Raw genomic sequence first — 13,287 nt, 5'->3', positions numbered from 1 at the left:
TATGATGATCCTTCGCCCAATCCAGCAAAGCGATTACCAAGCGTTAGTAAAGATTGCTGATGAGTCAGGCCATGGCTTTACGTCTTTGCCTAATAATGAAGAGTTATTACAAAAGAAAATTGATCATTCTGTCAGCTCATTTGCAAAAGCAGCGCAGCAGCCAGGTGATGAAGGTTACTTGTTTGTTCTTGAAGATAGCGAAACGGGTGAAGTTGTAGGGACTTCGGGTATTGAAGCCGCTGTTGGTTTAGATGATGCTTTTTATCATTATCATTTAAGCAAAGTTATTCATTCATCTCGTACGCTAGACGTGTATAAAGCCGTTGATATTTTAACCCTGTGTAATGATTACACCGGTGCAACTGAGCTATGCACATTATTCTTAAAAGATGGCTACCGTAAAAACAATAACGGTAAATTGCTTTCAAAAGCGCGCTTTATGTTTATTAATCAACATAGAGAGCGTTTTGCAGACACCGTAATTGCTGAAATGCGTGGTGTTTCAGACGAAAGCGGCGAAAGCCCATTTTGGCAATGGCTAGAAGAGCACTTTTTCTCAATGGACTTTCCAACGGCTGATTACTTGACGGGTATTGGCCAGAAAGTATTCATTGCCGAGTTAATGCCTAAATACCCAATTTACGTTAACTTACTGAGCAAAGATGCACAAGCTGTGATTGGTCAAGTGCATGACAACACACGCCCTGCGATTGAACTATTAAAGAGCGAAGGTTTTACCTTTAATGGTTATGTAGACATTTTTGATGCAGGCCCAACTGTTGAAGCAAAAGTAGATAACATTGCTACAGTAAGAAATGCCCACACGGTTAAAGTTGAAATAGGTGAAAGCCAAGGCGACACCACGGTATTGTTAGCAAATGATAAAATTGCTGATTTTAGAGCAACCGTGACTCAAGTTAGCCTATCATGCGATGCCGAGAGCATCACAATCTCAAGTGAATTAGCAAAAGCACTTCACTTAGAAGCGGGTGATTCAGTATCACTAGCAGAACTATAGAATTCAGGAGACATATTAATGACTCATGCAGCGCAATTTATTAATGGTCAATGGCAAGCAGGCCTTGGTCATACTTTTCAATCTGTAAACCCAGCAAATAATGATGTTATCTGGCAAGCAAATACTGCCACTGCTGAACAAGTAGACGGCGCAGTCGCTGCTGCACGTGAAGCGTTTTACAGCTGGGCTGATAAAACATTTGCAGAGCGTTTAGCGATTGTAAAAACATTCGCAGAAACGCTTAAAGAGCACAGCGAAGAATTAGCGATTGCTATCGCACAAGAAACAGGTAAACCACTTTGGGAAACACGCACTGAAGCAGGTGCGATGGTGGGTAAAATTGCTATCTCTGAAAAAGCATTTTTAGAGCGTACAGGCGATGTTGAAAACCCAATGCCACAAGGTCGTGCGATGATCCGCCACAAGCCTCATGGTGTTGTAGCTGTATTTGGCCCTTATAACTTCCCAGGTCACTTACCAAATGGTCACATTGTACCTGCATTATTAGCAGGTAATACCGTGGTATTTAAACCGTCTGAGTTAACGCCAGCAGTTGCTGAGTTAACGTTAAAGTTATGGCAAAAGGCGGGTCTCCCTGCAGGTGTAATCAACCTTGTGCAAGGTGAAGTAGAAACGGGAAAAGCGCTTGCATCTCATAAAGGGATCGACGGTTTATTCTTTACTGGCTCTTCGCGCACTGGCCATATTTTACATGAACAGTTTGCTGGTCAACCGGGTAAAATCTTAGCGCTAGAAATGGGTGGTAATAACCCGCTTATCGTTACTGATGTTGCTGACACTAAAGCGGCTATCCACGATATTATTCAATCAGCGTTTATCTCTACAGGTCAACGTTGTACCTGCGCGCGTAAGTTATTCTTACCTGCGGGCGAGCAAGGTGATGCCATCTTAGCGGGTCTTATTAAAGCAACTAAAGCTATTAAAGTCGGTGACTACGACGCAGAAGAGCAACCTTTCATCGGGTCAATGATTTCTGCTGCGGCAGCAGCTGGTATGGTCACAGCACAACAGCAACTTGTTGAGCTTGGCGCTGAGGTGTTAGTTGAGCTAACTCACAAAGAGAATACCGGCTTTGTAACACCGGGTATTTTAGAGTGTACAAATGTCGCTAACTTCCCAGACGAAGAGCACTTTGGACCTCTTCTTAAAGTATTCCGCTTTACCGATTTTGATGCCGCTATTGATAAAGCTAATGATACTAGCTTTGGCTTATCAGCTGGTTTGTTGAGTGACAGCGCAGCAGATTACGACCATTTCTTACGTCGTATTCGTGCGGGTATCGTAAACTGGAACAGGCCTATCACAGGTGCATCAAGTGCAGCTCCATTTGGTGGTATTGGAGCATCGGGTAACCACAGAGCAAGCGCATATTATGCCGCTGACTATTGTGCATACCCCGTAGCTTCGGTTGAGCTTGAAAAAGTAGCGATGCCAGCGACATTAAGTCCAGGCTTAAAAATCGATTAGTAATCGTAAATAACTATAAAAAGCAGCTTTGGCTGCTTTTTTTGTATGAGATGCGTGGCAAAGGTAGCAATTAAAAGCGCTTTCTGCTTAAATCTAAAGAGGTAGTTTTTTATTAGGTGTGAAGTCGTATGGTTTTAGATAGGCAAGGGTATGATGATCTTGTCATGTATCTCACTCAAAATTTAGCGCTTTTTGAGAAGCCGGGTCAAATTAAACCAGGAGCTCCAACAGTGTTAGAGCTGATTGAAGACGTGATAGCAGAAAACGTCATGTTACTTTGCGAACAACACACAGAGCTTAATACCGAACAACGCAGCCAAATTGTCCGTGAAGTCGACGGTATTGTATACGACTTACAAGAAGTGCTAAGTAGCGTTACAAATCACACAGTAACCGTTGAACAACATGCCTTTATTGACGAATTTGCCGGATTAGTGAAAAACTTATTCGATAGCGCAGTTGTAGAAAGCGCATAATTTATAAATAACTACAAAATTCTAGTCTTTCAGCGAGTAGCTTGAAATAAGCTACTCGCTTTCATATAGCTTACCTTTTATCCCTTGCATCTGTGAGTGACTTGCTTACAATCAAACAAAATAACTTTAAGAGATAAAACACATGCAAGCGAATGTAAAATGGGTAGATGGCGATACGTTTATTGGCCTTTCAAATTCAGGTCATAATGTAGTTTTTGATGCAGGTAGTGATAGCGCAGCGCCAAGCCCAATGGAAATGGTCTTAATGTCAGCTGGGTGCTGCTCATCTGTTGATGTTGTTAGTATTTTAAAAAAAGCAAAACAATCATTTTCTGATGTGCAAGTTAAGCTAACAGCAGAGCGTGCTGAGTCAGCTCCTCGCGTGTTTACCAAGATTAATCTACACTTTGTGGTCACTGGTGATAATGTTTCAGAAAAGCACCTTGCTCGTGCCGTTCAATTATCTGCTGAAAAGTATTGCTCTGTAGCCTTAATGCTTGATAAGACAGTAGAAATTACGCATAGTCATGAAGTTGTGCAAGAACAGGTAAAATAACGCTTTTTCCGAGCAGAAAATTCGTATAAAATCCGCGAACTTTTATTTCTGCTGGTGCAGGTTCACTCGTTTTAAGGTTGGTTTAGCATGAATAAACCCTTCGATAAAATTAAGCTTCATGGCTTTAATAACTTAACTAAGAGCTTAAGCTTTAGTATTTACGATATTTGTTACGCAAAGACTGAACAACAGCGTAAGGAATATATCGAATATATCGACGAACAGTACAGTGCTGATCGCCTGACCGATATTTTAGGTGAAGTTGTGGATATTATTGGCGCAAACATTCTAAATGTTTCTCGCCAAGATTATGATCCGCAAGGCGCTAGCGTGACAATCTTGATCTCAGAAGAGCCAATTGAACAGCAAACGACGTATGAAGTTGATGAAGCGCCGGGCCCTCTTCCTGAAACAGTTGTAGCGCACTTAGATAAGAGCCACATCTGTGTTCATACATATCCAGAAGCACACCCTGATGATGGTATTTGTACGTTCCGTGCTGATATCGAAGTATCAACATGTGGCATAATTTCGCCATTAAAAGCGTTAAACTTCTTAATTCACAGCCTTGAGTCTGATGTTGTAACCATTGACTACCGTGTACGTGGTTTTACGCGTGACGTAGATGGTGTTAAACACTATATCGATCACGCGATTAACTCAATTCAGAACTACATGACTGAAGATACTAAAGAAGCGTACCAAATGATGGACGTGAATGTGTATCAAGAGAACTTGTTCCATACTAAGATGATGTTAAAAGAAACTGACCTGAATACTTATTTATTCGGTGTTTCTACAGCGGATTTATCTGAAGAAGAAGAAGAAGTTATCTACTCAAAGCTGACTCGCGAGATGCAAGAAATCTTCTACGGCCGTAACTTGCCAGATACAGAGTAAGTAACTACGAGTTTTAAAGAAACGGCGCGTAATGTAAGTTACGCGCCGTTTTTTATTCCTTAAAGCTGCTCATTGACTACATTAGCCTGTACTTATATGCTGGTTAAAAGGCCAATTTAAGGATAGACATGTCAGTTGTGCTCTCGCAGTCGGTATTTTTAGCAGAACAAGTTCGTGAAAATGAAGGCCCAGCAGCTAAGCGCTCTGGTGTAACTTTATATGAGCTTATGGAGCGAGCAGGGCTGGCTACTTATCAGCAAGCTATCAGCTATTTTCCTAAAGCAAGTACATTCGTTGTATTAGCTGGCGTTGGTAACAATGCGGGTGATGGCTATGTTGTTGCCCGCTTAGCTAAACAAGCGGGTAAGCAGGTTACAGTTATTGCTGGCTTACAAGATAAACCTCTCAAAGGTGATGCGCTGAGTGCTCAGCAAGCTTGGCTCAATGCTGGGGGAGCAATAACAACGGATGTTAGCGCTATTGAACAAGCAGATATCATCATTGACGGTTTGCTCGGTACAGGTATTCAAAGCGAGGTGCGCGAACCTTTCTCAGAGTTGATTAAAGCCGCTAATGAAAGTCAAAAGCCGATTGTTGCCATTGATTTACCATCAGGCATTCATGCAGACACAGGTGTAATACAGGGGATCGCAATAAAAGCGGCACTCACTGTTACCTTTGTGGGTATTAAACAAGGTTTAGTGACAGGGCAAGGACGAGCACATGCAGGTAATCTTGAGTTTACTGACTTAGGTATTGGAGATACCTTTTTAAAACTGACAGCACCCACTGCTGAGCTTATCAATTATCAAAGTCAATCACCGCTCTCTCGACGTGATAATAACAGTCACAAAACTAACCATGGTAAGTTGCTATGTATTGGTGGTAACGCAGGGACAGCGGGTGCAATTCGTTTGACCGCAGAAGCCGCTCTTCGGACTGGCGCAGGTATGGTGAAGGTTTATACTCACAGCAGTTCTATTTTGCCAGTCAGTATTGGCCGACCAGAATTAATGGTGACTGATACAAACTTAATTAGTGCATTAGAATGGGCAAGTTGTATCACCATCGGCCCTGGGCTTGGACAAGACACTTGGTCAGAAACAACATTTGAAACTGTCATGCAGTATTGTTTCACTAATAATAAACCTCTGGTGATTGATGCTGATGCACTTAACTTAATGGCTCAGCATGCTTCGTCATTCCCATTAGTTAATACAGTTATAACACCACACCCCGGTGAGGCTGCAAGGTTACTCAATTGTCACGCAAGCGATATTGAAGAAAATCGCTTTCATGCGGTAAAGCAGCTCGCACATAGCTATACCACTACTTGTGTACTAAAAGGTGCTGGTAGTTTAATTGCTGACACTAACCAAACATGGGTGTGTACAGATGGAAATCCTGCACTTGCGGTTGGCGGCAGTGGCGATGTTTTAACAGGCATCATAGCGGCCCTGATCGCACAGGGGCTTACTCCTCAGCATGCAACTTGCTTAGGCGTAACCTTACATGCAAAAGCTGGTGATATTGCCGCAGAGCGTGAAGGCGAAAGAGGCATGTTACCGAGTGATTTGTTTGTCGTTGTAAGGAAGCTGATAAAAGAATTGGCAAGCAGTGCTGACTTGAGCAGGTAAGGCTAAATATTTCGCCTTAGTCTAAGACTATCCTAGCTTGAACAAGCCAATATTGAGTTAGCATTTTCATTGAATCAACTAAATCATAATAGCTAGAAGGCTTGGTCATAAAGGCGTTAGTACCTAAGCTATAACATTGCTTAATATCAACTTCTGAATCAGAAGTCGTAAAAATTATGATGGGAATATGGCGGTAACGCTCCGATTTTTTTAGTTCGACTAACGCTTCTTTTCCACCCTTTCGTGGCATGTTTAGGTCTAATAAAATAAGGCTTGGTAGAATTTTATTTTTATCGAGTGACTCAAGTAATTGCATGCCGTCATCAACAAATTGAATTTTATTTTCATCGACATTATTTTCAACCAGGGCATCACGGATGAGTTCTTGATCATCGAGGTCATCATCCGCAACTAAAATATAGCTCACAGAGCGTAACTTTTTGATAAATAATTTGTCGTTAAACATTAGCAACTCCTGATTAGCTTATCTTTTTCACGTAGATACTTATAAATAAAACAACAAATTAAATAATTAGTTAATCGAATAGTATATACTTTAGTTAAGTAGGTGTTATATTAACTTGCTTATACCCATAATACAAACATAAGTTTATTAATAACCCAATGACAGTAAATCTTACTAGTACTAATAGAGTGGTAGCTCTTCGCGAAAGTTTGAACCTTTCTCAACAAGAGTTTGCCGATAAAATAGGTATAACTCAGGGGGCTCTATCACAACTGGAGGCTGGCAAGTCGACCCTATCTCTCAGTACTATTATTAAAATCAGCAAAGTGTTTAATGTAGATTGTAACTGGCTTATTTTTGGTATAGAAGGATTTGATGACTCGAGTTTCCAGAGTTATCAAAAAGCCTTAGAGACTTCATTTATTCCACTTGTCAATGAAGAAGCTCAAGCTGGTTATATAGAACAGTGTAGTGATGAAGACTATATTAAAACTCTGGATGTTTATAAAATTCCGGGGTTTGAAAATGGCAATTATCGACTATTCGAAGTTGAAGGCGATAGCATGATGCCAACTATCCGCCCCAGAGAAACGCTGATCACTGAACAAGTCAAGGATATTAATCAGTTAGAGAATGGTTCAGTTTGTGTTGCTGTCACTAAAGATGGCATTGTCGCAAAACGCCTCTTTAGCCACAAGACAGACCCCGTCAGTTACTTATTTAAGAGTGATAACCCTGAGTACAAAACATATTCAATTCAGGGAAGTGATATCTTAGAAATCTGGCATGTAAAAGCAAAAATAAGTTCTATAACCGATCAAGACTCACATATGCAAAGTCAGCGTTTTGAGTCTATTGAAAATGAAATTAGACAACTTAAAGAGCATATTAATAGAGTTTTACCGCCACAATCGTAGCGGTAAATTACTAAAACTGACTTAGTTTTATTTCTCTTAGTGGTAAGGTGACGTAAAACTGAGAGCCTTCATTGATATTTGCTTCTGCTGTAATTGTCCCATGGTGTCGTTCGACTATTTTCTTACAAATAGCTAAGCCTAACCCTGTTCCTTCGTATGCTTGTTTAGAGTGAACCCGTTCAAAAAGGTTAAATATTCTGTCTTTAAACTCGCTATTAAAACCTATTCCGTTATCAATGACAGCGATAACAAGATGCTCGTCTGTTCGCTCAACTGACTTAATCCCTATAATGGGTGCTTGATGTGGGTGACTAAATTTAAGCGCATTGAGAATTAAGTTTTGAAACAAACGCTGGATTTGTCGTTTGTCGCCATAGATTTCACCAATGTCTTCTATGTGAAACACCGCGTCCTTGTCAGCGATAATTAACTCAAGATCATCAAGAATATCATGAAAAACATCTGATGCTGAAAAGTGACGAAACTCTTCGCCTTTTCGATTGATTCTAGAAAAACTCAATACTCCTTTGATAAGTTTTTGCATTCTTTCGGCAGAATCCATCATACGAGAGATATAAGAAGCGTTTCTTTCTCCAATCTGTTCTTTAGAGTTTTGCAGGCGATCGCCGAACATTTGTATTTTTCGTAAGGGTTCTTGTAAATCATGAGACGCAACAAAAGCAAACCGTTCTAACTCTTGGTTAGACTCTTCAGATTTTCTAAGTGCGATTTCAAGGTCAAGCTCGGCTTGTTGTCGAGTGAGTATTTCCGCTTTTAAAGCGATAGTTCGCTCATTAACTTTAGTTTCTAATAAGTTGTTTAACTTTTTAAGGCGCTCAGATTTTTCAATAACATGATTAACCAAATGATTGCGAAACTTTATAGCGCAAGATATTTCGTTTGCCTTCCAAGGTGAGCATTTATTACGTACATTCTCTTGCCATAAACGAAATGAGCTACGAGGCATAAGGCGGTGACTACCGTCGTCAAGAAATTCGATTATCTTTTCAGGTTTCCCCCCCCAATTTTTTGTTTCAATCACCTCTTTACGAAACCACATAATAAATAGGTTTTCATTAGTAGAAACAGGCATAGCAAGTACGCCGCTTGCAATATTAGCAAACTTACTAAATTCAGCATTTTCATTAGACAAGTGATAGTTATGATACAGCAGTTCATCTTCTAAGTGGTTGCTTTTCAACCACTCAAATAAATGATAAATATCATCATTTGCGGGTACATCCCCGAAACTTTCAATATCTTTTTCTAGCCGCCATGCAACACCATCAGCACTTAACATGCTAAGTAAAGCAGGAACTTGTTTGCGTAAGCCATCAATGAAAAAGACTTCTTCAGACATATGCTCTGCTATCTCTGCACTGATGGCGGTGGCTTTAGCTTCTTGAATCGCTTCGATTGATTGTGTTTTGAGGGAAATTATATATGAGAGCATCAACCCCATATACTGTGCAACTTGTCGTGCCTCAAAAGGGACGACATGGCTTGAATAGTGGTGACAAGCAATTAACCCCCATAATTTACCAGCAATAATAATACTGATAGACATTGATGCTTTAACACCCATATTGCGTAAATATTGGCAATGAATGGGGGAGACACTTCTGGTTATACACGTGCTTAAATCTACAGGCTTGTCTTGTGGGTAGATAGGTGATACTTCAGCATCCACATCTGCAAGTAACCTTATAGGATTACGCAAATATAAAGCGCGTGCTTGCTTTGGAATATCTGACTCAGGAAAATGCTGGTGTAGAAATGAGTTTAACTCATCTTTTTTGGCTTCTGCTACGACTTGACCATTATATTCATGGTCAAACTGATAGAGCATAACGCGATCAAAACCTGTTAAGTTCCGAACTTCTTCTACTGCTGTGTCGAATGATGAGTTTAGCTCTTTTTTGTCAGCTATTAGGTGAAGAGATTGCTTCATCAAGTAATTCATGGGGTCAATACTTGAGTGCTCTTTCTTTATATCAAACTCAAGTTCAATGAGTAAGTATTCATCGTTACGAGAAATAACACCTTTAATAGAGGTCTCAGGCGATTTACCTTTTAACTCAATCTTGAGTGGGTTAATGGCATGAAAGTCCTTTTGGGCTTTATTTTCTTCTATGATATTAGATGTATTCGCTTCAAAGAAATTAGTTATATGTGAGCCTACTAAGCGATCCTTTTGTGTATTTAAAAGCAATAAAATATTTTCGCTGAAATAGCATATTTTGAGTGTTTCAGGGTCAACAACTAGTAAGTACCCATGCGGTTGTATAGAGCCTGGAATATGAATAGGTTCTTTATGGCAATTGTCTAATGAGACTTGAAATGTATTGCTCAATTTATATCTCCAAGCGCTTGAGAGATTAAGCTAAATGCCTTATTTGCTCCCAATAAAATGTCATCTGCTGAGTTTGGGTTGTCGTTATGATACTGCTTTAGTGCGTGGATAAATTGAGCCCACTTTTGATTCCTAAGTTCACCATAACTATAAAAAAAACGGATCCCTTCAAGCTCATTTATCCAATTATGCTTTTTAAGCGCTTTAAATATGTGACCTCCACCCATGGTGGCTCCCTCCATTACATACATCATTCCAAATGCATGTGATACGTTGCAGATATTTTTTAAATCATCGTGTTTATATAATTTAACAGGTGGAGCGTGTTGAGATGTTTGCAAATAAGCAATATCTTGATTTAACCAGCTTAGCTTGCTGCGGCCAACAAGTAGATGTTTTGTGGCACCATAGGTTGATATAGCATCCTCCATAATAGAATAGCTACTATGCATTGCGATTAAAATTTCTAAATACGATTGTTGGGTCATATTTTTATCGAATAATACTGCACCTAGTTGTTTTTCCACACGAGAGTGAAGGAAGTCGGTACTATTTTTTATAAAAGTATGAATATTATTTTGATCGCTATTGCAAGTTATTACAGTGGCGTTTGATAAAGCTGAACCCATTGTTATCCTGAACGTATTTGGAGCATTCTAGTAGTATTCGCACCAGTATATACTTAGGTACAAGTATGTAAAATACAAAATTAAGGGTGATTAGGAAAAGGCAACTATTTATTGCGGGTTCAAATGACTTGTAAAGTTAGAAGGTCTTTGTTTATTTACAGAGCAAGTAAATGAATGCAAAAAACCCAGCCGGAGCTGGGTTTTTTAAGCAAAGTGCTTGGGAGGGGTGATTACATCATGCCGCCCATACCACCCATGCCGCCCATGCCGCCCATATCTGGAGCAGCTGGCTCATCTTTCGGGATTTCAGCAACCATTGCTTCAGTTGTGATCATTAGACCTGCGATTGAAGCTGCGTACTGAAGTGCAGAACGCGTTACTTTCGTTGGGTCTAAGATACCCATTTCGATCATGTCGTTGTACTCGCCTGATGCTGCGTTGTAACCGTAGTTACCTTCACCGCCTTTTACTGAGTTAACAACAACTGATGCTTCGTCACCAGCGTTCGTTACGATTTGACGAAGTGGTGCTTCCATTGCACGTAGTGCAACTTTAATACCGTGGCTTTGGTCTTCGTTGTCGCCAGCAAGTTCAACAAGTTTGCTTGCTACGCGAACTAGTGCAACACCACCACCTGGTACAACACCTTCTTCAACCGCTGCGCGAGTTGCGTGTAGTGCATCTTCAACGCGGTCTTTTTTCTCTTTCATTTCGATTTCAGTTGCTGCGCCAACTTTGATTACTGCAACACCGCCAGCTAGTTTAGCCATACGCTCTTGTAGTTTCTCTTTATCGTAGTCAGACGTCGCTTCTTCGATTTGTGCTTTGATTTGTGCAACACGACCATTGATGCCGTCTTCTTCGCCTGCACCGTCGATGATTGTTGTATCATCTTTAGTGATTACAACGCGCTTCGCTGTACCCAGGTCTTCGATAGTTGCTTTTTCTAGCTCTAAACCGATTTCTTCAGAAATTACAGTACCACCTGTTAATACAGCGATGTCTTGAAGCATTGCTTTACGACGGTCGCCAAAACCAGGGGCTTTAACTGCAGACACTTTAACGATGCCGCGCATGTTGTTCACTACTAGTGTTGCAAGTGCTTCACCTTCAAGGTCTTCAGCAATGATAAGTAGTGGCTTGCTTGCTTTAGCAACTGCTTCTAGTGTAGGTAGTAGCTCACGGATGTTAGATACTTTTTTGTCTACAAGTAGAATGAATGGGTTGTCTAGCTCTACAGCGCCTTTTTCAGCGTTGTTGATGAAGTATGGAGAAAGGTAACCGCGGTCAAACTGCATACCTTCAACTACGTCTAGTTCGTTTTCTAATGACTGACCTTCTTCAACAGTGATAACGCCTGAGTCACGGCCTACTTTTTCCATTGCTTGTGCAATGATGTCACCGATTTCTTTATCAGAGTTAGCAGAAATAGTACCTACTTGTGCAATTGCTTTAGTGTCTGCACATGGAACAGAAAGTGCTTTAAGCTCTTCAACTGCTGCAGTAACTGCTTTGTCGATACCGCGCTTAAGGTCCATTGGGTTCATACCCGCTGCAACTGCTTTTAAGCCTTCGTTTACGATAGATTGCGCTAATACTGTTGCAGTTGTTGTACCGTCACCTGCAGCGTCATTCGCTTTTGACGCTACTTCTTTAACCATTTGTGCGCCCATGTTTTCGAACTTGTCTTCAAGCTCGATCTCTTTAGCAACAGATACACCGTCTTTAGTGATCACTGGAGCACCGAATGATTTGTCTAATACAACGTTACGGCCTTTAGGACCTAAAGTTACTTTTACTGCGTTTGCTAAAATGTTTACGCCAGTTAGCATTTTGCCACGTGCGTCACCTGCAAAAAGTACTTCTTTTGCTGCCATGATTTAATTCCTCTTAAATTCTGTAAACGGGTTGCTAAACGAAAAGTAGGATTAGCCTACAATGCCTAGAATGTTATCTTCACGCATGATCAGGTACTCTTGACCTTCGATCTTTTCAACTTTTTCAACATAAGAGCCGAACAGCACAGTGTCACCGGCTTTAACTTCTAACGCTCTTACTTCACCGTTGTCTAAAACACGGCCATTACCAACAGCGATAACTTCTCCGCGAGTTGATTTTTCAGCTGCAGAGCCAGTTAATACAATACCGCCAGCAGACTTAGTTTCTTCTTCTAGACGCTTAACGATGACGCGATCATGTAAAGGACGAATGTTCATTTATTTAGTTCTCCTAACAGTTTCTGAACAGTACAGAAAAAATCTTGTGTTATTGCAGGGGAGTGCTTAGCCACCCGCTGCGTTTCATTGCATTCATTAATGGGGGTGGCTTAAAAAAATCCAAGTACAAAAATTAAAAAATTTTAATCTTTTCGCTCAAATTCACCATCAATAGTTGTCGGTTGGTGGTTTGGCTCTTCGTGAGTTGTTGTTTTACTGTGATATTGGAAGTGTGCAGAGCCTTGATTTGTCTGCGAACTCATGCGCACAGTGGCTTGACTGGCAAGGCCTGCAGCTAGCTTGTTTCGTATTGCTGGGGTGAGTAATAAAAAGCCAAAAAAGTCAGTCATAATCCCCGGAGTCATCAATAAAACACCGGCGATAATCACACATAAACCCGTAAACAATTCTTTGGCAGGCATTTGCCCTTGTGCCATTTGTAACTGCACGTTTTGAATCGCACCTATACCTTGTTGCTTAACTAATTTTGCACCGACAATCGCGGTTACAATCACAAGCGCTATGGTGGCAAAGCCACCGATCACTTCACTCACTTGAATGAGTAATGCAATCTCCACAATCGGCACTAAAATAAATAACAAAAACAAAAATCTAAACATAAGGCTCTCTA

At 40.7% G+C, this 13,287-nt stretch carries 13 protein-coding genes; 7 read left to right on the top strand and 6 right to left on the bottom strand.

The window, feature by feature from the left end:
* The first annotated feature begins 1 nt into the window (after position 1).
* The 6 genes from astA (at position 2) to QUE86_RS06315 (ending at position 6,075) form a co-directional block, all read left to right on the top strand.
* On the top strand, positions 2-1,018 hold the full coding sequence (gene astA / locus QUE86_RS06340) for an arginine N-succinyltransferase (protein WP_130050346.1): 1,017 nt from the start codon (positions 2-4) through the stop codon (positions 1,016-1,018).
* A gap of 18 nt (positions 1,019-1,036) precedes the next feature.
* Entirely contained in the window at positions 1,037-2,506 is a 1,470-nt protein-coding gene (gene astD, locus QUE86_RS06335) for a succinylglutamate-semialdehyde dehydrogenase (protein WP_175083053.1), read from the top strand.
* Positions 2,507-2,634: 128 nt separating this feature from the next.
* A complete protein-coding gene (locus QUE86_RS06330; protein ID WP_054563480.1) occupies positions 2,635-2,982 on the top strand; it encodes a DUF3802 family protein in 348 nt (115 codons plus the stop codon).
* Positions 2,983-3,124: 142 nt separating this feature from the next.
* Positions 3,125-3,538, top strand: coding sequence for an OsmC family protein (locus QUE86_RS06325; RefSeq protein ID WP_130050348.1), 414 nt, complete (start codon positions 3,125-3,127; stop codon positions 3,536-3,538).
* Positions 3,539-3,625: 87 nt separating this feature from the next.
* Positions 3,626-4,438 carry an adenosylmethionine decarboxylase gene (speD, locus tag QUE86_RS06320; protein WP_130050349.1) on the top strand — a complete coding sequence of 271 codons (813 nt, stop codon included), beginning with the start codon at positions 3,626-3,628 and terminating at the stop codon, positions 4,436-4,438.
* 128 nt (positions 4,439-4,566) lie between these two features.
* Complete coding sequence (locus QUE86_RS06315; protein WP_286259968.1) at positions 4,567-6,075, top strand: NAD(P)H-hydrate dehydratase; 1,509 nt, start codon at positions 4,567-4,569, stop codon at positions 6,073-6,075.
* 16 nt (positions 6,076-6,091) lie between these two features.
* On the opposite strand, the gene QUE86_RS06310 is transcribed toward QUE86_RS06315, so the two are convergent.
* Complete coding sequence (locus QUE86_RS06310; protein ID WP_130050351.1) at positions 6,092-6,541, bottom strand: response regulator; 450 nt, start codon at positions 6,539-6,541, stop codon at positions 6,092-6,094.
* 158 nt (positions 6,542-6,699) lie between these two features.
* Here QUE86_RS06310 and QUE86_RS06305 point away from each other — a divergent pair, with 158 nt between their 5' ends.
* On the top strand, positions 6,700-7,458 hold the full coding sequence (locus QUE86_RS06305; RefSeq protein WP_130050352.1) for an XRE family transcriptional regulator: 759 nt from the start codon (positions 6,700-6,702) through the stop codon (positions 7,456-7,458).
* 10 nt (positions 7,459-7,468) lie between these two features.
* Here QUE86_RS06305 and QUE86_RS06300 read toward each other — a convergent pair whose 3' ends face one another.
* The 5 genes from QUE86_RS06300 to QUE86_RS06280 form a co-directional block, all read right to left on the bottom strand.
* On the bottom strand, positions 7,469-9,811 hold the full coding sequence (locus QUE86_RS06300; RefSeq protein WP_286259965.1) for an ATP-binding protein: 2,343 nt from the start codon (positions 9,809-9,811) through the stop codon (positions 7,469-7,471).
* On the bottom strand, positions 9,808-10,440 hold the full coding sequence (locus QUE86_RS06295) for a biliverdin-producing heme oxygenase (RefSeq protein WP_167658414.1): 633 nt from the start codon (positions 10,438-10,440) through the stop codon (positions 9,808-9,810). Before QUE86_RS06295 ends, QUE86_RS06300 begins: the two co-directional genes overlap by 4 nt.
* A gap of 230 nt (positions 10,441-10,670) precedes the next feature.
* Positions 10,671-12,317, bottom strand: a complete 1,647-nt coding sequence (groL, locus tag QUE86_RS06290) for a chaperonin GroEL (protein WP_130050370.1) — start codon at positions 12,315-12,317, stop codon at positions 10,671-10,673.
* A 51-nt stretch (positions 12,318-12,368) separates the two neighbouring features.
* Positions 12,369-12,656: a co-chaperone GroES gene (locus QUE86_RS06285; RefSeq protein ID WP_063701599.1), complete on the bottom strand. Its 288-nt coding sequence runs from the start codon at positions 12,654-12,656 to the stop codon at positions 12,369-12,371.
* 143 nt (positions 12,657-12,799) lie between these two features.
* Entirely contained in the window at positions 12,800-13,276 is a 477-nt protein-coding gene (locus tag QUE86_RS06280; protein WP_130050371.1) for an FxsA family protein, read from the bottom strand.
* Positions 13,277-13,287: the final 11 nt, after the last annotated feature.

Origin of the sequence: Pseudoalteromonas apostichopi (assembly GCF_030297135.1) — a bacterium.
Lineage (GTDB): Bacteria > Pseudomonadota > Gammaproteobacteria > Enterobacterales > Alteromonadaceae > Pseudoalteromonas > Pseudoalteromonas apostichopi.
Note: the sequence above shows the minus strand (reverse complement) of the source record. Positions and strands in the feature narration are given on the sequence as shown.